This is a genomic window from Mesorhizobium sp. P2_B5, from assembly GCF_056404775.1.
In genome coordinates this window covers 947,847-968,051 of sequence record NZ_JBFUDJ010000001.1, presented here as the reverse complement: position 1 = coordinate 968,051, position 20,205 = coordinate 947,847, and the positions used below count along the sequence as shown (strand labels likewise).

The 20,205-nt window shown below is 62.8% G+C and carries 23 protein-coding genes and 1 tRNA gene; 12 read left to right on the top strand and 12 right to left on the bottom strand.

Annotation, left to right across the window (positions count from 1 at the left end; genetic code table 11):
• Window positions 1–4: 4 nt before the first annotated feature.
• Window positions 5–403: a RidA family protein gene (locus tag AC1D1N_RS04960; RefSeq protein WP_436257530.1), complete on the top strand. Its 399-nt coding sequence runs from the start codon at window positions 5–7 to the stop codon at window positions 401–403.
• 42 nt (window positions 404–445) lie between these two features.
• Here the strand turns inward: AC1D1N_RS04960 and argB are convergent, their stop codons facing one another.
• Window positions 446–1,339: an acetylglutamate kinase gene (gene argB, locus AC1D1N_RS04955; RefSeq protein WP_112559011.1), complete on the bottom strand. Its 894-nt coding sequence runs from the start codon at window positions 1,337–1,339 to the stop codon at window positions 446–448.
• Between the two features lie 109 nt (window positions 1,340–1,448).
• Window positions 1,449–2,018: an amidase family protein gene (locus tag AC1D1N_RS04950; RefSeq protein WP_436257531.1), complete on the bottom strand. Its 570-nt coding sequence runs from the start codon at window positions 2,016–2,018 to the stop codon at window positions 1,449–1,451.
• Between the two features lie 147 nt (window positions 2,019–2,165).
• On the opposite strand from AC1D1N_RS04950, the gene AC1D1N_RS04945 reads away from it, so the two are divergent.
• The 5 genes from AC1D1N_RS04945 (at window position 2,166) to AC1D1N_RS04925 (ending at window position 6,617) form a co-directional block, all read left to right on the top strand.
• Window positions 2,166–2,705 carry a sigma-70 family RNA polymerase sigma factor gene (locus AC1D1N_RS04945; protein ID WP_436257532.1) on the top strand — a complete coding sequence of 180 codons (540 nt, stop codon included), beginning with the start codon at window positions 2,166–2,168 and terminating at the stop codon, window positions 2,703–2,705.
• The gene (locus AC1D1N_RS04940; protein WP_112559009.1) at window positions 2,702–3,427 is read left to right on the top strand and encodes an anti-sigma factor; all 726 of its coding nucleotides are present in this window, start codon (window positions 2,702–2,704) and stop codon (window positions 3,425–3,427) included. The genes AC1D1N_RS04945 and AC1D1N_RS04940 overlap by 4 nt, the downstream gene beginning before the upstream one ends.
• Window positions 3,428–3,652: 225 nt before the next feature.
• Window positions 3,653–4,210, top strand: a complete 558-nt coding sequence (locus tag AC1D1N_RS04935; RefSeq protein WP_112559008.1) for a fasciclin domain-containing protein — start codon at window positions 3,653–3,655, stop codon at window positions 4,208–4,210.
• A 215-nt stretch (window positions 4,211–4,425) separates the two neighbouring features.
• Window positions 4,426–4,926, top strand: a complete 501-nt coding sequence (gene msrB / locus AC1D1N_RS04930) for a peptide-methionine (R)-S-oxide reductase MsrB (protein WP_142870185.1) — start codon at window positions 4,426–4,428, stop codon at window positions 4,924–4,926.
• Between the two features lie 155 nt (window positions 4,927–5,081).
• Window positions 5,082–6,617 (top strand): FAD-dependent monooxygenase, encoded by a 1,536-nt coding sequence (locus AC1D1N_RS04925; RefSeq protein ID WP_436257533.1) that lies wholly within the window; start codon window positions 5,082–5,084, stop codon window positions 6,615–6,617.
• Between the two features lie 105 nt (window positions 6,618–6,722).
• Here the strand turns inward: AC1D1N_RS04925 and AC1D1N_RS04920 are convergent, their stop codons facing one another.
• Window positions 6,723–8,324, bottom strand: a complete 1,602-nt coding sequence (locus tag AC1D1N_RS04920) for a DHA2 family efflux MFS transporter permease subunit (protein WP_112559005.1) — start codon at window positions 8,322–8,324, stop codon at window positions 6,723–6,725.
• A gap of 22 nt (window positions 8,325–8,346) precedes the next feature.
• On the bottom strand, window positions 8,347–9,528 hold the full coding sequence (locus AC1D1N_RS04915; protein ID WP_477346969.1) for an HlyD family secretion protein: 1,182 nt from the start codon (window positions 9,526–9,528) through the stop codon (window positions 8,347–8,349).
• 146 nt (window positions 9,529–9,674) lie between these two features.
• Between AC1D1N_RS04915 and AC1D1N_RS04910 the strand changes: the two genes are divergently transcribed.
• Complete coding sequence (locus AC1D1N_RS04910) at window positions 9,675–10,418, top strand: TetR/AcrR family transcriptional regulator (protein WP_477346967.1); 744 nt, start codon at window positions 9,675–9,677, stop codon at window positions 10,416–10,418.
• A gap of 9 nt (window positions 10,419–10,427) precedes the next feature.
• On the opposite strand, the gene yihA is transcribed toward AC1D1N_RS04910, so the two are convergent.
• The 6 genes from yihA to rpmH form a co-directional block, all read right to left on the bottom strand.
• Entirely contained in the window at window positions 10,428–11,081 is a 654-nt protein-coding gene (gene yihA / locus AC1D1N_RS04905) for a ribosome biogenesis GTP-binding protein YihA/YsxC (protein WP_352582849.1), read from the bottom strand.
• Window positions 11,078–11,716 carry a CatB-related O-acetyltransferase gene (locus AC1D1N_RS04900; RefSeq protein WP_192256958.1) on the bottom strand — a complete coding sequence of 213 codons (639 nt, stop codon included), beginning with the start codon at window positions 11,714–11,716 and terminating at the stop codon, window positions 11,078–11,080. Before AC1D1N_RS04900 ends, yihA begins: the two co-directional genes overlap by 4 nt.
• Before the next feature lie 314 nt (window positions 11,717–12,030).
• The gene (locus AC1D1N_RS04895; protein ID WP_352582847.1) at window positions 12,031–12,597 is read right to left on the bottom strand and encodes a fasciclin domain-containing protein; all 567 of its coding nucleotides are present in this window, start codon (window positions 12,595–12,597) and stop codon (window positions 12,031–12,033) included.
• Window positions 12,598–12,946: 349 nt separating this feature from the next.
• On the bottom strand, window positions 12,947–14,761 hold the full coding sequence (gene yidC, locus AC1D1N_RS04890; RefSeq protein ID WP_477346964.1) for a membrane protein insertase YidC: 1,815 nt from the start codon (window positions 14,759–14,761) through the stop codon (window positions 12,947–12,949).
• A 14-nt stretch (window positions 14,762–14,775) separates the two neighbouring features.
• Window positions 14,776–15,129: a ribonuclease P protein component gene (gene rnpA / locus AC1D1N_RS04885; RefSeq protein ID WP_112559842.1), complete on the bottom strand. Its 354-nt coding sequence runs from the start codon at window positions 15,127–15,129 to the stop codon at window positions 14,776–14,778.
• Window positions 15,130–15,145: 16 nt separating this feature from the next.
• Entirely contained in the window at window positions 15,146–15,280 is a 135-nt protein-coding gene (gene rpmH / locus AC1D1N_RS04880; protein ID WP_008833937.1) for a 50S ribosomal protein L34, read from the bottom strand.
• Between the two features lie 321 nt (window positions 15,281–15,601).
• Here rpmH and AC1D1N_RS04875 point away from each other — a divergent pair, with 321 nt between their 5' ends.
• On the top strand, window positions 15,602–17,119 hold the full coding sequence (locus tag AC1D1N_RS04875) for an ATP-binding protein (RefSeq protein WP_477346962.1): 1,518 nt from the start codon (window positions 15,602–15,604) through the stop codon (window positions 17,117–17,119).
• Window positions 17,120–17,312: 193 nt separating this feature from the next.
• Window positions 17,313–17,389: transfer RNA gene (locus tag AC1D1N_RS04870), tRNA-Arg, on the top strand.
• A gap of 349 nt (window positions 17,390–17,738) precedes the next feature.
• Here the strand turns inward: AC1D1N_RS04870 and AC1D1N_RS04865 are convergent.
• Both AC1D1N_RS04865 and AC1D1N_RS04860 read right to left on the bottom strand, forming a co-directional pair.
• A complete protein-coding gene (locus AC1D1N_RS04865; protein ID WP_477346960.1) occupies window positions 17,739–18,509 on the bottom strand; it encodes a methyltransferase family protein in 771 nt (256 codons plus the stop codon).
• A 49-nt stretch (window positions 18,510–18,558) separates the two neighbouring features.
• Window positions 18,559–19,026, bottom strand: a complete 468-nt coding sequence (locus tag AC1D1N_RS04860) for a GbsR/MarR family transcriptional regulator (protein WP_477346958.1) — start codon at window positions 19,024–19,026, stop codon at window positions 18,559–18,561.
• 33 nt (window positions 19,027–19,059) lie between these two features.
• Between AC1D1N_RS04860 and AC1D1N_RS04855 the strand changes: the two genes are divergently transcribed.
• The 3 genes from AC1D1N_RS04855 (at window position 19,060) to AC1D1N_RS04845 (ending at window position 20,174) form a co-directional block, all read left to right on the top strand.
• Window positions 19,060–19,377 carry a hypothetical protein gene (locus AC1D1N_RS04855; protein ID WP_477346956.1) on the top strand — a complete coding sequence of 106 codons (318 nt, stop codon included), beginning with the start codon at window positions 19,060–19,062 and terminating at the stop codon, window positions 19,375–19,377.
• A gap of 74 nt (window positions 19,378–19,451) precedes the next feature.
• Entirely contained in the window at window positions 19,452–19,682 is a 231-nt protein-coding gene (locus AC1D1N_RS04850; protein ID WP_477346954.1) for a hypothetical protein, read from the top strand.
• A 12-nt stretch (window positions 19,683–19,694) separates the two neighbouring features.
• Window positions 19,695–20,174, top strand: a complete 480-nt coding sequence (locus AC1D1N_RS04845; protein ID WP_477346952.1) for a pyridoxamine 5'-phosphate oxidase family protein — start codon at window positions 19,695–19,697, stop codon at window positions 20,172–20,174.
• The last annotated feature ends 31 nt before the right edge of the window (window positions 20,175–20,205 follow it).

The following is a 20,205-nucleotide window of genomic DNA, read 5'->3' as shown; positions in this document are numbered from 1 at the left end:
GAAAATGACCAAACGTGACGCTATCTTCCCTGCCGGCCGGCAGGCTCTGTACGAGATCAACCGCTATTCGGCGGCAATCCGCTCAGGCGACTTCCTGTTCATCTCGGGTCAGGTCGGCAGCCGCGAGGACGGCTCGCCGGAACCGGTCTTCGAAAAGCAGGTCCAGCTTGCCTTCGACAATCTCGCAGCCGTCCTGAAGGCCGCCGGCTGCACGTTCGACGACATCGTTGATGTCACCACCTTCCACACCGATCCGGCCGCGCAATGGGGCGCGATCGACGCCGTCCGGCTGAAGGCGTTCGGTGAGCCGCCCTACACCAACTGGACTGCGGTCGGCGTCAATTGGTTAGCCGGCTTCGACTTCGAGATAAAGGTCATCGCGCGCCTGCCTCAACCCGCTTGACAGAACTGGCAGCCTGATCGACGGGCTGCGGCCAGCTGCGGCTCAGGGCACGATCAGCGTGCCGGCGCCGTGTTCGGTGAACAGTTCGAGCAGCACCGAATGCGGCGTCTTGCCGTTGAGGATGACGACGCCTTCGACGCCGCGCTCGATCGCCTCGATGCAGGTCTCGACCTTGGGGATCATGCCGCCCGACACGGTGCCGTCCTTGATCAGCGCCTTGGCCTCGGCCACCGTCAGCTCATCGATCAGCTTCTTGTTCTTGTCGAGCACGCCGGGCACGTCGGTCAGGAACAGAAGGCGCGTCGCCTGGCAGGCGCCGGCAATGGCGCCGGCAAAAGTATCGGCATTGATGTTGTAGGTGTGGCCGTCGCGGCCGGGCGCCACCGGCGCCAGCACCGGGATCATTTCGGAGCGCGCCAGAAGGTCGAGCAGCGTGCGGTCGACCTCGACCGGTTCGCCGACGAAACCGAGATCGAGCACGCGCTCGATGTTGGAGTCCGGGTCGATCATGGTCTTGCGCGCCTTTTCGGCGAACACCATGTTGCCGTCCTTGCCGCACAGGCCGATCGCCCATTCGCCTTCGGCATTGATCAGCGCCACGATCTCCTTGTTGATCGAACCAGCCAGCACCATCTCGACGATCTCGACGGTCTTCTGGTCGGTAACGCGCAGGCCGCCCTCGAACTTCGATTCGATGCCCATCTTGGCCAGCATGGCGCCGATCTGCGGGCCGCCGCCATGGACGACGATCGGGTTGACGCCGGACTGCTTCAACAGCGCGATGTCGCGGGCAAAGGCCTTGCCGAGTTCGATATCGCCCATGGCATGGCCGCCATATTTCACCACCACGGTCTTGTGCTCGTAGCGCTGCATATAAGGCAGTGCCCGCGAAAGCAGGGCGGCCTGCATTTCGGCGGTGGCGGTTATCTCCGTCATCGGCGTGGTTCCCTGGATGTGGGTAAGGACGGCGGCGTCTTAGCGGGAATTGGCGCAGGCCGCAAACGGCTTTGCTGTCACAATGATGAAATCGCAGAGACGGCGCGATCTAGCCCGGCACCTTCAGCGGCGCCCGCCGCGTCAGCCAGCCAGAGCAGGCTGCGGGCACCCGGATCGAGCCGCCGCCATCCGAGGCATGCGCCGCCGGCACCACACCCGCGGCTACAAGTGCTGCCGCACCCCCGGACGAGCCGCCGCTGGTGTGGTCCGTGTTCCACGGATTGCGGGTGATGCCGAAGGCGGCCGATTCGGAGGGCGAGGTGCTGGTTGCGACCGGAATGAGCCCGGCAGCGAGATAGCGCTCGGTCATCACCGAATTGAAGTCGGCGGTGAAAGCCGGAATGCGGCTGCCGGTATGCGTCGGCACGCCCTTGATGGCGATGCCGAGGTCCTTCAGCGCAAAGGGAACGCCGGCCAAAGGCAGGGTGCGGTCGACGGATTTCGCCCGTGTCCGCGCCGCATCGTAGAGCGGCTCGGCAATGGCGTTGATGTCGGGGCGGGTGGCCTCGGCGCACGCGATCGCCGCATCGACAAGGTCTTGCGGCGAGATTTCGCCGCTATGTACCAGCTCTGCCAGGCCGGTTGCATCGTTTTCCCACAGCGTCCGTTCGGCCGACATCGCTTTCCCCTTTTGATGAGAGGCTAACGACAGCGGATTTCCTTGGCAATCGACCGACAATTACTCGCCATTCGGCTGGGACGACGTTTGCGTGGAGAACACCAATTCCGCCTTTGCAAGTAAATCGCAATCGCCTAGCTTGTCGGCATGACGCCGCAGGACATCTCCACCCTGATTGTCCGGACTTCGATGAAGGATCGGGCTGCGTTTGACCTGCTCTACCGGCAGACCAGCGCGAAACTTTTCGGCGTGTGCCTTCGTGTATTGAAGGACCGGGGAGATGCGGAAGAAGCGCTGCAGGAAGTCTTCGTCAAAGTCTGGACCAAGGCCGATCGTTTCACCGTTTCTGATCTCAGCCCAATCTCCTGGCTGGTAGCCATAGCGCGCAATCATGCGATTGATCGCATCAGATCGCGGCGCAAGCCTGCTGCCGATATCGATGCCGCGCTCGACGTCGCTGACCCGGGTCCGGGGCCTGAGGCTATGGTTGTTGCGGGCGGCGAATCCGAGCGCATCTACCAGTGCCTCGAAGAGTTGGAACAAGACCGGGCGCAAGCCGTCCGGGGTGCTTATTTGAACGGCGAAAGTTACGCCGACCTCGCGGAACGTCACAAGGTTCCTCTGAACACGATGCGAACATGGCTGCGCCGCAGCCTGTTGAAACTTAGAGAATGTCTGGAAAGATGACCCTGGCAGAAGAAAATGGACCGGAACGCGGAGGCGACGACCTGCTCGCAGCCGAATACGTTCTCGGTGTGCTGCCGGCGGATGAACGCCAGATAGCCTCCGGACGTATCGACGCGGAGACCGGGTTCGCTCGTCTCGTCGATTCCTGGGAGGTTCACCTTTCGCCTATGGCCGCCGCCTATGCGGAAGTCGAGCCGCCGGCCACGATCAAGCCGGCCATCGATCGCCGGCTGTTCTCCTCCACCGCAGCGTCGACCACCGCGGCGCCGAGCGGCAGCCTGTGGGCCAGCCTCGCCTTCTGGCGCGGCCTCACCGCAGCGGCTCTCGCCGCGCTGGTGCTTTACGTCGCCGTGCCTTACGTCAGGCCGCCGGTCGTCGTGCCGCAGGAGCGCCTTGTCGCGTCGCTGGCTGCCGATGGCAGCGATGTCAAATACCTCGTCGTCTACGACGCCGCACGCCGCGATGTCGGCCTGTCGCTGGTTTCGGGCGAACGCGCCGCCGGCAAGGACTTCGAGCTGTGGATGATCGAAGGCAAGAATGCGCCGGTCTCGATGGGCATCATTCCCGCCGGCCAGACCACGCACATCCCGGTTACACCGGCCGTGCAGCAGAAGCTGGCGCAAGGCGCCGTGCTCGCCGTCAGCGTCGAACCGACGGGTGGTTCGCCGACCGGACAACCGACCGGACCGGTCGTTGCCGCGGGCGATCTGAAGGGCATCTGATAGACCTCAAGGTCATGACGTGGTCATGAGGAGCAGCGGAAGTATATCTTCCGCTGTTTTCGTTTTGGCCGCCGGCGGCGAAAATTAATGATTCGGTCCCCCGAAAATGTAATTCGCCGACAAAATAAAGAATAATTTTTCCGGCGCGCGGAAACTCAAGCAGTTCTTCTCCGTATCTCCTTATGTTCCCGAAAGAGGAACAATAACCCGAGGAGTCCGAACAATATGCGTAGAATCGCCACCCTTTTGCTCGCCGGTACCATTGCCGTCTCCGCGCTCGCCACCACTGCCTATGCCGAGAACCCGATGGTTGGCGGCGCCGCCATGTTCGCCGACAAGAACATCGTCGAGAACGCCGTCAATTCGAAGGACCACACGACGTTGGTTGCGGCCGTCAAGGCTGCCGGCCTGGTCGAGACGTTGCAGGGCGCCGGCCCGTTCACCGTCTTCGCGCCGACCAATGACGCCTTTGCCGCCCTTCCGGCCGGCACGGTCGAGACGCTGCTCAAGCCCGAAAACAAGGACAAGCTCACCAAGATCCTGACCTGCCATGTCATCGGCGCCAAGGCGATGGGCGCGGATGTCGCCGCCATGGCCAAGGCCGACGGCGGCACCCACAAGGTCAAGACGGTCGGCGGCTGCGAGCTGTCGCTCAAGGCCGATGGCGGAAAGGTCACCGTCACCGACGAGAACGGCAATGTCGCCAATGTGACGATCGCCGATGTCGAGCAGTCCAACGGCGTCATCCACGTCATCGACAAGGTCCTGCTGCCGAAGATGTAACAAAGCGCCTGCCGCCGACGAACAGTTGTCAAGGCTCCCTGCAGGTTGCGCGGCTCGTGTCCCCGTGGGCCACGCAAACGACCGAGCGCTCCATCCCGTCCGCAGCAAGCGCGGAGCCGGTGTGGAGCGTTCGTTTGCAGAGGCCACCGTCACCGGCTTTTGATTTTCCAGTGGCGGCCAAATTTGGCAAAACAACTCGCAGGAGGATTTCTGTCATGAACCGTCGAGATTTGCTTTTGAGCGGCGCCGCCATCGCTGCCGTGGCCGGCGCGGCGGCAACGTTGCGCATGGGCGGAACCCAGACCGCCAGGGCGGCCGAAACTTTCGAGGTCACCAAGACCGATGCCGAGTGGCACGCCATCCTGTCCGACGAAGCCTTCAACGTGCTGCGCAAGGAAGGCACCGAATATCCCGGCACCAGCCCGCTGCTCAACGAGCACCGCAAGGGTATTTTCGCCTGCGCGGGCTGCGACCTGCCGGTCTATCCCTCGGAGACCAAGTTCGATTCCGGCACCGGCTGGCCGAGCTTCTGGCAAGAGATTGCCAACGCCGTCGGCAAGACCGAGGACCGTTCGCTCGGCATGACTCGCACCGAGGTCCACTGCCGCCGCTGCGGCGGCCATCTCGGCCATGTCTTCGATGATGGCCCGGCGCCGACCGGCTTGCGCCACTGCATCAACGGTGTCGCGCTCAGCTTCAAGCCGGCCACGGCCTGACCGTCCAGCGTCTTCTGGTGATGTCGGGAATTTGGGAGGCGGCGCAACGACCGCCCCCTATCCATGAAAATGGGGCCAAAACTCTTAAAATCAAGAATTGGCAGGCGGCTTTTTATGCGTAGATTCCGCAGCCCTTAACGAGAGGGCCAGGACCTATGCAACCAACTGAAGAACGCGTTCGCCAAGGCGAGCGCACATCGACCGGCCGTGCTGATGCCGACCGCTCGCAAATCTCCCATCCTGTGGTGATCGTCGGAGGCGGGCCGACCGGACTGATGCTGGCCGGCGAGCTTTCCTTGGCCGGCATCGATGCGGCCATCGTCGAGCGGCGCGTCGGACAAGAGCTCGACGGGCTGCGCTCCGGCGGCCTGCATGCACGCACCATCGAGATATTCGACCAGCGCGGCATTGCCGACCGGTTTCTGGCGCAAGGGCGGACTGCCCAGGTCGCTGGCTTTGCCGGCGTTTCGCTCGACATCAGCGACTTTCCCACCCGCCACAACTACGGGCTCGCCTTGTGGCAGAAACATATAGAGCGCATCCTTACCGACTGGGTCGAAGAGCTTGGCGTCACGATCTACCGTCGCTGCGAGGTGACGGCTTTCGTGCAGGATGACAGCGGCGTCGACGTCGCGCTCAGCGATGGCCGGTCGCTTCGTGCCGATTACCTCGTCGGGTGCGACGGCGGCAGAAGTCTCGTGCGCAAGGCATCGGGCATCGAGTTCGCGGGTTCGGATCCGACGACCAGCAACCTGATTGGCGAGGTCGAGGTAACAGAGGAGCCGAACTGGGGCATCCACCGTGATGCAACGGGCATTCATGGTCTCAGCAGGCTGGACGACGAGACCGTGCGGGTAATGGTGACCGAACGCGAGGTTGGGGCTGTCGCGCCGCCCACGCTGCGCGATCTGAGCGAAGCGCTCATTGCTGTCTTCGGAACCGACTATGGCGTCCACAATCCGGCGTCGCTTTCCCGTTTCACCGATATGGCCCGGCAGGCAGCGTCATACCGCAAGGGACGGGTGCTGCTGGCCGGAGATGCAGCGCACGTGCATCCGCCGGACGGCGGACAGGGCATGCAGCTTGGCGTGCAGGACGCGGTCAATCTGGGCTGGAAGCTCGCCCAGGTGGTCAGGAAAACAGCGCCGGAAAGTCTGCTCGACACCTATCAGGCCGAGCGCCACCCGGTTGCCGCGCGTGTGTTGAAAAACACCATGGCGGCGGTCGTGCTGCGCCGTGAAGACGAACGCATAAAGGCGCTGCGAGACATGGTATCCGATCTTCTCGCCATGGAAGAGCCGCGCAGGCGTTTTGCGGGCATGATGTCCGGCCTGGATATTCGCTACGATTTCGGCGAGGGCCACGAATTGCTGGGACGTCGCATGCCGGATCTCGACCTCGTCACCGCCGACGGCCCGCAAAGGGTCTTTGCGCTGCTGCACGACGCGCGACCGTTGTTGCTCAACTTTGGAAAACCCCGCGCTTTCGACATCGGCCCATGGGCGGATCGGGTTCGCTCGTTCGACGCTAGATATGATGGTGCATGGGAGCTGCCTGTGCTGGGCGCGGTCGAAGCGCCCGGCGCCGTATTGGTTCGGCCCGACGGTCATGTGGCCTGGGTCGGTGGCCCGACATCGGCTGGACTGGCCGACGCGCTGACCAGATGGTTCGGACCGCCTGCCGCGGCATAAAGGTCGGGAAATCTCGATAGCGGTTGATGCTTAAGCATGACCCCGAAAATCGGGGGTGATTTTCGGGGTCATGCATGAGGGCGCCAGGCGGGGGGTCCGGCGCGCTCAATGGCCTCCGCCGCCACCGCCCGCAGGCGGCGCCGGCTTGGAGATGACCATGGTGAAAACAGCCATGATCGCGAACAGAGCGGTCAGCATGGTGAACACGTCCATGAACGACAGCAGCGACGCCTGCTGCTGGACCATGCCCGACAGCTTCGAGATCGCCGCCTTGGTGGCGTCGAGACCGGGCGTCTGCTGGAAGTCGAGCGTCATGTTCTGCAGCTTCTGCTGGGCCGCAGCACTGCCCCATTCCACATGCTCGGCCAGCCTTGCGTAGTGGAAGGCGCTGCGGTCGATCAGCACGGTGTTGATGACGGCAAGGCCGACGGCGCCGCCGAGGTTGCGAGTCAGATTGAACAGGCCCGACGCATTCTTCAACCGGTCCGGGGGCAAGGTGCCGAGCGCGATGTTGTTGATCGGCACCATGCACAGCATCATCGAACAGCCGCGCAGGATCTGCGGGATGAGCAGCTCATAGAAATCCCAGTCTGCCGTCAGATGCGTCATCCACCAGGTGCCGGCGGCAAAGCCGAGTAGCCCGATCATCATCATGACGCGCAAATCCATCTTGCTCGACAGGATGCCGGAAATCGGCGCGGTGACGAACATCGCCAGGCCGCTGACGAACAGCGCTTCGCCGATCATCAGCGAGTCGTAGCCGCGGATGCGCCCGAGGAACACCGGGTAGAGATAGGTCAGGCCGTAGAGGCCGATGCCGATGACGAAGGAGAACAGCGAGCCGAAAGCAAAATTGACGTTGGTGAAGGCCCTGAGATCGACGATCGGCTCCTCGGCGGTGAAGGCGCGCCAGAAGAACAGCACCGCACCGACAACCATGATGATGGCGCAGATGAACACGGCCTGTTCCTGCAGCCAGTCATGGTTAGGACCTTCCTCGAGCACATATTCCATGCAGCCGAGGAACGCCGCCATGCCGGCAAGGCCCCACCAGTCGAACTTGCTGAACAGTCCGAGATTGGGCTTGTCGAAGTCGATCAGCGACCAGGTCGCGGCTGTCACCAGAATACCCGGCACGACATTGATCAGGAACAGCCAGTGCCACGACAAGGCATGGCTGATATAGCCGCCGACGGTCGGGCCGATGGTCGGCGCTAGCGTCGCCACCAGGCCGATCATCGGCGACACCATGGCGCGGCGCGATGGCGGGAAGATGGTGAAGGCAGCGGCGAAGACGCTCGGGATCATGCCGCCGCCGATAAAGCCCTGGATGGCGCGGTAGACGATCATCTGGTCGATGTTGGTGGCGGTCGCGGCCAGCGCGCTGGCCGCCGTGAAGCCGGCCGCGGCGCCTGCAAACAGCACGCGCGTCGACAGCATCCGGCTGAGGAAGCCCGACAGCGGGATCATCACCACTTCGGCGATCAGATAGGCGGTCTGCACCCACGGGATTTCATCGGAACTGGCGCTCAGGCCGGCCTGTATCTCGGCCAGCGAGGCCGAGACGATCTGGATGTCGAGGATCGCCATGAACATGCCGAACACCATCGCCAGGAAAGCGATGAGGCGGCGCGTCGAGATGGTGGTCGGCACCGCCGGCATGGCGGGTGCCGGCACGGCTCCAGCAGTGATGGTTGCGGTTGCCATGGCGTTCTCTCCCGGCGGCCGCTCAGTTCGCCGCGGCCGGAGCCGTGCGGCTGTCGACGGCGACGACGACGCTGAGGCCGGCGCGCAGCCTGCCCGCCTTCAGCACATCGGCCGGCACCTCGATGCGAACCGGGACGCGCTGCACCACCTTGGTGAAGTTGCCGGTGGCATTTTCCGGCGGCAGCAACGAGAACACCGCGCCCGAAGCCGGTGCCAGCGACGACACCGTGCCTTCGAAATCATGGCCGTCCGTGGCGTCGACCGAGACCCGCACTTTCTCGCCGGGCACCAGCTTGGCCAGCTGCGTCTCTTTGAAATTGGCGACGATATAGAGCTTGTCCATCGGCACCACGACGGCGAGCTTCTGGCCAGGGCTGACGAGGTCGCCCTGCTCGACCGAGCGATTGCCGACGACGCCGTCATACGGCGCCTTGAGCACGGTGAAGGACAGATCACGCGCTGCCTTGTCGCGGCTCAGCTGCAGCGAGGCCAGCGTGCTGGCGGATTCGGCGCGCTGCGCCTCGAACACGCCGATATTGGCCTGCGCAGCGGCGATCTGCGCGTCGGCGCCGACAAGGGCTGCATTGGCCTGGTCGAGCGCGGTCTGGGCATCGTCGAGCTGCGCCTGCGTGCCGACATGGGTCTTGACCAGTTGCGCGGCGCGCTGCTGGGCACGGGCGGCGTTGTCGGCGGCTGCCTGGTCGGCGACCTTCTGCGCCTGCGCCTGCTGCAACGACGCCTGTGCCGCCTTGGTCTGCGCATCGATGCGGTCGAGCGTCTTGGTCAGGGTGGCGATCTGGGCCTCTGCCTGGGCGACGGCAATCTTGTAGTCGCCGTCATCGATGGTCAGCAGCGGGTCGCCGGCCTTGACTTGCTGGTTCTCTGAGACCTCGACCTTGTCGACATAGCCGGAAATCTTCGGCGAAACGAATGACATGTCGGCCTGGACATAGGCGTCGTCGGTCGAGATCAGGAACCGGCCGTCGGTCCAGTAGTTATAGCCATACCAGGCGCCGGCACTCAGCAGCGCAAGCCCGATAATCGGCAACATCAGTGAGCGCGCCGAGCGCTTCTTCGCGGGGGTCTCGGCCAGAACTTCGGCGGCAGGCTTGGGGGGCGCTTCCGGAGCTTCGATGACCGGCGAGACCTTGGCGGTGGGGAAGGGCCGGACTTCGGCGGTCGTGGTTGGGGTGTTCGAGGACATGATAACTCGCTACTGTCGCTATATGAGCAAATCGTGTTATACTGAACCGTTCGGTTCGATGTGGACGTTGACATAGCGTTAAAGTGGGCCCATATCAAGGGCAATCGAACCAGTCGGTTCGAATTATTTTGCGAGGTGTGACTTTTATGGCCGACACGTTAGCCGACGCCGAAAATGATTCGTGCGATGTGCTGGACAGCGCGCGCCGCGGCCGCCCGGCGGCGGGCCAGGATCCGGTCAAGCGCAGCCAGATCATCGAGGGCGCGCGTCGTGTGTTCATCGACAAGGGCTTCGAAGCGGCGTCGATGAACGACATCACCCGCGAGGCCGGCGTCTCGAAGGGCACGATCTATGTCTACTTCGCCAACAAGGAAGAGCTGTTCGAGGCGCTGATCGAGGAAGAGCGCGGCACCATCTTCAAGAACATGTATGACATGCTCGACCGCGCCGACGATCTGCGCCAGACGCTGGTGAAGTTCGGCAAGGTGCTGTCGATGAAGATCACCTCGGCCAAGGTCATCCAGGCGCAGCGGACGGTCATCGGCGCGTCCGACAGGATACCCGACATGGGCGCCCGGTTTTACGAGCGCGGCCCCAAACGCGGCCACGACAAGGTGGCGCAGTTCCTCAATGCCGCCGTCGATCGCGGCCTGCTCAAGATCGACGATGTCGACCTTGCCGCCTATCAGTTCACCGAACTGTGCCTGGCCGGCCTGTTCCGCCAGTGCATCTTCGCCTACCGCACCAAGGCGCCGAGCCAGGATGAAATCGAACACATCGTGCGGTCGGGCGTCGGCATGTTCCTGAAGTTCTACGGCACCGAAAAGCTTGCCGAGGAAGAAAGCCACCAGCTGATCGCCCTGGAGGCAAAGGCCAAGGCAAAGGCCTAGCTGGCTCGCTCAGCCGCCATTGGCGGCCAGCACGATCGCCGCGCGTAATTCCTCGAGACCCTCGCCCTTTTCCGATGATGTGGCGAGCACGAACGGAAACGCCGCCGGCCGCTTCTTGATTTTCAGCAGCGTCTCCTCGATCAGCCTCGGCACGCCCGCCGCCTTGATCTTGTCGGTCTTGGTCAGCACGATCTGGTAGGACACCGCCGCCTTGTCGAGCAGCGACAGCACCTCGTCGTCCTTGGCCTTGATGCCGTGGCGGGCATCGATCAGCACATAGACCCGCTTCAGCGTCACCCGGCCCTTGAGATAGTCGAAGACCAGCTTGGTCCAGTCGTCGACCTTTTCCTTCGGCGCGCTGGCATAGCCGTAGCCCGGCATGTCGACCAGCGCCATTGGCGGCAGGTCGGTGCCTTCGCCGGAAAACCCGCCCGGCACGAAATAGTTGAGCTCCTGTGTGCGCCCCGGCGTGTTGGAGGTGCGCGCCAGCCCGTTATGGCCGACCAGCGCATTGATCAGCGACGACTTGCCGACATTGGAGCGGCCGGCAAAGGCGATTTCCGGCGGCCCTTCCGGCGGCAGGAATTTCATCGCCGGCACGCCGCGGATGAAGATCCACCCCTTGGTGAAAAGCTCGACGCCGATGTTGCCCAACGCGTTCAAACCGCTGCCTCCAGCCTGGAAATATCGGCGCCCCTGATGGCATTGAGGTTGCGGCCGATCTTGTCCACCGGCCAATTCCACCACGCCACGGAAAGCAGTCGCCGCACGGTCCTGTCGTCGAAGCGCATCTTCACCACCTTTGCCGCATTGCCGGCGACGATCGCATAGGCCGGCACGTCATGCGTCACCACCGATTTCGCCGCCACGATGGCGCCATGGCCGATCGACACGCCGGGCATGATCACCGCATCCATGCCGATCCATACATCATTGCCGACCATCGTGTCGCCGCGCACTTCCTGAGACCACGTTTTCGGATCGAAGCCGTGCTCCCAGCCATGGCCGAAAATGTTGAACGGATAGGTCGAGAAGCCGGACATCGCATGGTTGGCGCCGTTCATGATGAAACGCGCCCCTTCGGCGATGGCGCAGAACTTGCCGATGATGAGCTTGTCGCCGATGAACGGATAGTGATGCAGCACGCACCGCTCGGCGAATTTGTCCGGTCCGTCCGGATCGTCATAGTAGGTGAAGTCCCCGATCTCGATATTCGGCGCCGTGACCAGCGGCTTCAGGAAGCCGACCCGGGTGTGCATCGGGATCGGGTGCTTGATGTCTGGGTTGGGTCCGTCCATGGCGAGGTCCGTCGAGAAGTGGCAGCCGGCGTCGTTCAAAATAGCCTGATCCGCCCTATACCACCAATCGCCCGACGCGCGAGCCTTCGCTATCAGCCTTGCTCGATGGAGTGGAGCGGCGGTTCCCGAGCGGAACCGTGAGGGATCCTGGGGCGGTTCACCCGCTAAAACGAAACCGGGGCCCTGCGAAGGACAAGCAGGACCCCGGTCGTGTCGAAGGCGGCTTGCGCAACACATGGCACCTCGTCACGAGGCGGGATGGCAAGCCGAGAAAGCCGTCACGGACTTGCCGTCATCCCCTTTTCCGGAAGCCGTTACTTCGGCAAGAGCACCTTGTTGACGACGTGGATGACGCCGTTCGACTGGTTGACGTCGGCGATCGTCACCTTGGCGGCGCCGCCGGATTCGTCGACGATGTAGAGCGATCCGCCCTTGACCTCGGCGGTCAGCGTGTCGCCGGAGACGGTCTTCATTTCATATTTGCCGCCCATCGCCTTGGCCTTGGTCATCATCTCCTTGGCCGAGATCTTGCCGGAAACGACATGCGCGGTCAGGATCTTGGTCAGCTTATCCTTGTTCTCGGGCTTCACCAGCGTGGCGACGGTGCCGGCCGGCAGCTTCTTGAAGGCGGAATCGGTCGGCGCGAAGACGGTGAACGGACCGGCGCTCTGCAGCGTGTCGACAAGACCGGCGGCCTTCACGGCTGCCACAAGCGTCTTGTGGATCGGCGAGTTGACGGCGTTCTCGACGATGTTCTTCGTGGTCGACATGGCGGCGCCGCCGACGGCGGGATTGGCGAATGTGTAGACGGTCGTGGCGGTGAGACCGGAAGCCGCCAGGACGGCAGAGATGCAGAGAGCTTTGAGGATGGACTGTGTCATTGGAGAACCCTTCCATTGCGACAATTGTTGATTCGATTGTCGGGGAGAGTTACGCGGCATTGCCCGGGATAGTTTCAAGAATGAATGCAAAAAATATAATAGAAACAAATAGTTAAATGATATGTTGGCTGCCCGGCACCAATGTCCCCGCGACATAGGTCACGAGGATGCGGCTCCAGCGGAGCAATTTTCCAATGAAGGGTGATCCGCCCTGAACGTCCTGGAGGATACAGGATGAGACACGCCCTTCACGCGGCTCAAGTTTCGTCCTTCACGGGAACGTGATGCGCGTTTCGTCCAACAAAAAACCCCGGACAGGCCGGGGTTTTTCGATTGGAATGGGCGCCGGCTACTCAGCCGGCGATGGTTTCTTTCGAAACAGCGCCGCCAGATTGTCCCACAACTCGATCTTGGCGCCCTGGCGCTTCATGATCACGCCCTGCTGCAGGATCGACAGCGTGTTGTTCCAGGCCCAGTAAATGACGAGGCCGGCCGGGAAGCTGCCCATCATGAAGGTGAAGATCACCGGCATCCAGGTGAAGATCTGCGCCTGCGTCGGGTCCGGCGGCGTCGGGTTCATGCGCATCTGCAGGAACATGGTGATGCCCATGACCACCGCCCAGGCGCCCATATGCGGCAGGAATGCCGGCGGCGCGAAGGGCAGCAGGCCGAACAGGTTGAAGATCGAGGTCGGATCCGGCGCGGCCAGATCCTGGATCCAGCCGAAGAACGGCGCGTGCCGCATCTCGATGGTGATGTAGAGCACCTTGTAGAGCGAGAAGAACACCGGGATCTGCAGTGCCACCGGCCAGCAGCCGGCGAGCGGATTGATCTTCTCTGTCTTGTACAGCTCCATCATCGCCTGTTGCTGCTTCATCTTGTCGTCCGCGTATTTCTCGCGGATCTCGAGCATCTTGGGCTGCACCTTCTTCATGTTCGCCATCGACGCGTAGGATTTGTTGGCGAGCGGGAAAAAGATGGTCTTGACGACGACCGTCGTGGCCAGGATGGCCAGGCCGAAATTGCCGAAGAATTTGTAGAGCGTGTCGATCAGGTAGAACATCGGCTTGGTGATCCAGATGAACCATCCCCAATCGATCAACCGGTCGAACAGCCTGATCTGGCGGTCCTGGGCGTAGGCGTTGATCTTGTTGACTTCCTTGGCGCCGGCAAAAATCTCGGTCTCCACCGTCGCCGACTGACCGGCGGCAATGCTGATCGGGTCGGTGAGGAAGTCCGACTGGTAGCGCGGGCGGCCATTGTCGTAATAGGCATAGTGCGGCTGGAACGGCTGCTTCTCGGTCGGCACCAGGGTGACCGCCCAGTATTTGTCGGTGATGCCAAGCCAGCCATCGGTCGACTTGCCCGGCGTGTAGAGCTTGTTCTTCTCGATGTCGGCGTATTTGTGCTCCTGCAGGCCTTCCGTGCCGGTGACGCCGATCAGGCCTTCATGCAGCACATAGGAGCTGGCAACCGCCGGCTTGTCGAAGCGGATGACGCGGCCGTAATTCGACAGCGTGACAGTGGCAGAGCCGGAGTTCTGCACTGCGTCGGAAACGGTGAACATGTAGTCGTTGTCGACCGAAATGGTGCGCTTGAAGGTCAGGCCCTTGTCGTTGGTGAAGGTCAGCGTCACCGGCGTCGCCGGCGTCAGGGTCGCATTGCCGTCGACACTCCAGACGGTTTCCGGGCCCGGCACCGTGCCGGTCGTGTCGCTGCCGACAAAGCCGATCTCGGCATAGTAACCGGTGGGCAGCGCCTGCGGGTTGAGCAGCTGGATCTGCGGCGAGGTCTTGTCGACCGTCTCGGTGTAGTGCTTGAGCTTGAGGTCGTCGAGGCGGCCGCCGGTCAGGTTGATCGAGCCCGACAGGCTCGGCGTATCGATCTTGACGCGGGCGGTCTTGGCCACTTCCTGCGCGCGGCCTTCCGGTGTCGTGACATAGGTTCCGGGCGCGTTCGGGATGGCGCCGGGCGCCGCAGGCGCCGTCGTGCCGCCGGGATTTGCGGCCTCGGCCGCCTTCTTCTGCTCCGCCGCCCGTTGCTCTTCGATGCGCGTGGCTTCGGCTTGCCGCTCGCTGCGCGGCAGCACGTAGAAATATTGCCACAGCCCAAGGATCAGCACCGACAAGACGATGGTGATGTAGAAGTTCCGGTTGTTTTCCATCGAAAGCCCTTGGCCTATCGTGTTCCGCTGAGACGGCGGGAGAGCTCGGCCTTCAACTGGCCGAACGGAATGGTAAGCACATCTTCACGCCCGACGATGACATAGTCATTGCCGGGCGCCATGTCACTTGCGGCATGGGTGCGCACGGCTTCTTTCAGTCGCCGCCTGATGCGGTTGCGCACGACTGCATTGCCGACTTTCTTGGTGACGGTGAAGCCGACGCGCGGCGACAGGCCGTCATTGCGGTCGAGAACTTCAACGAGAAAAAGCCGCCCGCGCCGCTTTTCACCGCGGCGGACGGCCAGGAATTCCGCACGTTTCAGAAGCCGCTTGGGGTTTGGTCCCACTGGCTTGCCGGTTGCGGGCAACGATCTCGTCTTCCGTTCAGGCGCTGAGCCGCTTGCGGCCGCGGTTGCGGCGAGCTGCGACGACGCCGCGACCACCCTTGGTGGCCATGCGAGCACGAAAACCGTGCCGGCGCTTGCGGACGAGTTTGGACGGTTGGTAGGTACGCTTCATTTGTTTTAATACCGCGGGGTGCGGCCCTTCTTGATTCTGTCACTGTGTAACAGGAGCTTTGCCGGGCCGGTATTGGCGCGATCGAAACCGCGCCGGGACGAATGGCCCGAGCGTGAGCGGCTTATAGAAAGAAGGGTTTTGGGAGTCAATCCAGCGCGAACTATGAGTTCGTCGCGGCGCGAACACCAGTTCGTCGCGGCGCGAACGACCAGTTCGATGCGGTTTTATTGCTGGTACCATCGTCCAACGAAGGATGAAATTGGCAAAAAAGCCGCAATCGCCTAATCTCAACCGATCAAGCGTTTGTGAAGACAGGCCTTAATGAGCGAACTTGCCCCCGCGGATGAAGGGACCGGCCCGGCGAAAGCCGACGCCAGCCCGGCGTCTGCTCGCCCGGCTCCGAGCCGTTCGGTGCCATTGGCGCGCGGCCTGTCGACCAAGCTGCTGTTGCTCACCATCGTCTTCGTGCTCCTGGCCGAAGTCCTCATTTTCCTGCCCTGGATCGCCAGCTACCGCCTGGCCTGGCTGAAGGAGAGGCTCAGCACCGCCGCCGCCGTGTCAATCGTGCTGGTGCAGGGCGAGCCCAATTCGCTCTCCCGCGCCGCCCAGAACGACGTGCTGATGGCGATCGGCGCCAAGGCGATCGCGGTGCGGGACGGCGGCGTCTCGCGCCTCCTGGTAGTGGCCGAAATGCCGCCGCAGGTCGACGAGCATATCGACATCGCCAATGTCGGCATGATCAAGGGCATGACCGGGGCGCTCGACACGCTGTTCTTCGGCGGCAAGCGTATGCTGAGGGTCTTTGGCCCGGTCGGCGAAAGCGACAAGGAATTCGAGCTGATCATGCCCGACTATTCCTTGCGCAACGCCATGCTGCGCTATTCGCGCAATGTCGCCTTCGTCTCGCTGCTGATCTCGCTGTTCACCGCCATGCTGGTCTATGCCGCGATCGACCTGATCATGATCGGCCCGATCCGCACCATGACGCGCTCGATGCTATCCTTCTCCGAGGCGCCCGACGATCCCGGGCGCATCATCCATCCGGCTGCCCGCGCCGATGAGATCGGCGTTGCCGAACGCGAACTGTCGCAGATGCAGGAGCGGCTGCAAAAGATGCTGTCGGAGCAGAAGCATCTTGCCGATCTCGGCCTCGCCGTCTCCAAGATCAACCACGACATGCGCAACATCCTGGCTTCGGCGCAGCTGATGTCGGACCGCCTGCGCCTGGTCAAGGACCCGACCGTGCAGGCCTTCGCGCCAAAACTGCTGCGCGCGCTCGACCGCGCCGTGTCCTATTCCGAAGGCGTGCTGGCCTATGGCCGCACCCAGGAGCCGGCGCCCTCGCGCCGCCGCTTGCGGCTGCGCCAACTGGTCGACGACGTCCACGGTCTGCTCGACATCGAGGACGGCATCGAATTCGTCAACGCCGTCGAGCTCGCTTTCGAGGTCGATGCCGATTCCGACCAGCTGTTTCGCGTGCTCACCAATCTGTGCCGCAACGCGGTGCAGGCGATGGCAGCCGACTCGGAGAGCGCGCTGGTGCGCCGGCTCGCCGTGTCGGCCGAGCGCATGGGCAGCGTCAGCCGCATCATCGTCACTGACACCGGCCCCGGCCTGCCGCCCAAGGCGCGCGAAAACCTGTTCGCGGCGTTTCGCGGTTCGGCCCGCAGCGGCGGCACCGGCCTTGGCCTGGCCATCGCCCATGAACTGATCCGCGCCCATGGCGGCACAGTGGAGCTGGTCGAATCGATCGGCGGCCGCACCACCTTCGCCGTCACCATCCCCGACCAGCCCGTCCGCCTCGACCAGGCGCGCAACGGGCTGCGCCGCCCCGCCTAGGTGTGTCGGCGTTCAACCGAGGCCGGCCTGCGCTGAATCTCGTCGCACCTTGATCTGCACCGTCGAAAGCGCCTGCGACAAAACTTTTGTCGGATCGGCTTGCTTTTCGGAAATTCAGTCGTTAGGGAACACGTCTCGTCGCGGCCGGTCGCCAGGATCGGATCGCGGGGCTATGCAAAGCATGGCCTGTTGCGCGCCCGTAGCTCAGCTGGATAGAGCACCAGACTACGAATCTGGGGGTCAGGAGTTCGAATCTCTTCGGGCGCGCCAATAAAACCGGGCATCCCACCTATTGCCTGCGACGCTTCCCCGACGAAGCAAGATGACCCAGCGCAAGCGTCATAATGGCGACCGCGATCCCGACGCTGATCACACCTGCCGGCGTTATCCTAGCACTGCCTTGCAAGACAACATGCTTGCCCAAACGCAGATCGAAAACTGATTTGATTTCCTCAGGATGTGAGGGGACCGCGGGGGAAGGTTCTTCCTGGGCTACTGACATTTGTGCCTCCGGTTTGCGCCACGGATACTTCTTAGCAAGGGCGCGACCTCTCGCGACCTCCGCCACCTCAAGACCGAACTCGAGCGTGCTTAGCGGAAATTGCGAGTGTCTACGGCATCAGAGCGCTATGAAGACACCATCAGGCTCGCGACTGTAACTCCTATCGGATTCCCGCCCTCCCCAGAAGCCGGGGACCAATCTGTGCCGCACGCGACGGGAATAATCGTCATATCCGGGAAGTTCGGCCCGCAGCAGCCGGTCTTCCCATGCGGTGCGCAAGACGAGGACCGACGACGCCAGCGCCGCGGGCACCAGGGCCCAGAACGAACCCAGCGCAAGCGCCATGCCGAAGAACAGAACCAGTGCGGCGATATAGCCGGGGTGGCGCACGAAACGGTATGGGCCACCGTCGATCACGCGCTGATGCCGTTCGGACTGAATGCGGACGCCCGGCTCGAAATACGGATTGACCGCTTGTGCCCATCCGGTCACCGCGACGCCCGCCAGCACGGCGATGTAACCCGAAAGCAGCGCCCAGAAGGGAACGGCCGACCAATGAAAGCGCCCGGCGTCGAGCGCCGCCACCGGCAGGATTGCCACCATCGCCGGCAGAATGACCGCGAGCAGCGCCTTGTCCCAGCCTTTCGTGCCCTGCTGAAACCGACTGCGCGCGCGGAAGATGATCGGATTGATCCGCGCGATCACCAGCGCCGAGACGCCGAACGCCGAAATCAGAACGGCAAGGAACACCCATCCGGGCCACCAGGCAATCGTGCCGGCCGGCACGAAGATCAATCCCAGCAGCCCCAGCGGCAGGCCGATCGCATAGGCAATGCCTGTGCCGCGCGACATCGCGGGCGGCTCCCGGGGCGTCTTGGTCTGTTCCATGGTGCTAGCTCCTTCGGCGAATTTGTCTCCGGACTGGAATGCCGACCGATCACGTCGATCGGGATCGCGGCTTCTTCGCGCGCCACTGCCCCAGCGCTGTCTCCATCGCTTGGCGTATCGCCAGGTAGAACGCCGCCATTTCGTCGAGGCGATCGCGCGCTGCTCCCGACGCAACGGCGTCCGTGCTGTTCTTCAGCAGATCGGCGAGCGCGTCGAGCAAGCGGTTTTGTTCGGTCAGCATGCCCTCGTAATTATCGGACACCGCGTACAGAGCGCGCTTGCTTCCGCGCTCGCCGTGGCGCTGGGCGAGCCTGTAGGCTTCCAGCAACCGCGCCGCGACGCTTGCGCTGCTTTTGCTGATCTCGAGGTCTGCCGTGATGCGGTCGAGGCTGACCGGCTCGGCGCAAAGCAGCAGGTAGCCGTAGAGGCGCGCCGCTGTCTGGGGCACGCCCCAGGGGATCAGCAACCTGGCCGCATTCTCGATGAAGCGTTGTTCGGCAGGGCGATTGTTTGACATATTCGGCATATCTCGAATATAATGCCTTTAAGGATGATGGATGACAAGGGCCTGGCCCCGGAGCCGGTTATGCTTCCCTATCTTGTGGCTGGGATCGTCATCGTCGGTTTGCCGACGATCTATGCGGCGGTGCGATTCCGCGAGTATCGAAAATTTCTGGCCGGCGCGTTCTTCGTCAGCAGCGGCATGCAGTTCTACTTTTATCTGGCGAAGATTCCGATCCCGCTGATGTGGACAAACGCCATTCAGTCCCCCGAACTCAGTGGCGTGCGCGGGACGATCCATTTTGCGCTGTTCCTGATCTGCCTCTACTTTGGCTGGTTTTTCCGCCGCAATCGTCGCACCGACTGAGTGTTCCGCTCAGGTCTTCAGGACGTTGGCGACCATCGCACGGCCTCGATTCGCTCGCCGGCGATGTCGCCGCCGTGAAAAGCTGCCTTGGCGGGGTCGGCAGCCCTGCGATCCTGGTCGGACATTCCGATAGCGGCACGCTCATCACGCACGCCGGGGCTGATCCGCGCGTGGCAGGGGTGGTTTACATCGCGGCACTGGCGCAACGCTGCACCGGCCTTTGGCTGGCGGAACCCCAAGCAAGATCTTTCAATGAATTGGAACAGATGCAGCCGGCTGCCGTTTTGCTTTCTTTCGCCATCTGAAAGGAGGTTCAGATGCCCACCCCCGCCGAACTCGGAGCCAAGTTCTGGAAATCGTTGAAATCCGACATGACAATGATGATCGGCCTTGATGGATCGAAGGTCATCCCGCGTCCGATGACCGCTCAAATTGAGAATCAAAACGGACCCATCTGGTTTTTCACGGCGACCGATACCGAGCTTGTCGAGGGCCTGAAAGATGGCAGCGGCGCGACAGCTACCTTCACATCGAAGGGTCACGACCTGTTCGCCACAGTGCAGGGGAAGCTTTTTCTGGACAACAACCCAGTGGTCATCGATCGGCTTTGGAATCGTTTTGTCGCCGCCTGGTTTGAAGGCGGGAAAGACGACCCGAGGCTGGCACTGCTTAGGTTCGACCCGCAGGAAGCTGAGATCTGGCTCGACGGCTCAAGCTTGACGGCAGGCATAAAAATGCTGCTCGGGTTCGATCCGAAAGAGGAATACAAGGACAAGGTCGCCAAGGTGTCCCTCTGAGGCGACACAACTTTGGCAATGCGGGGCTGTT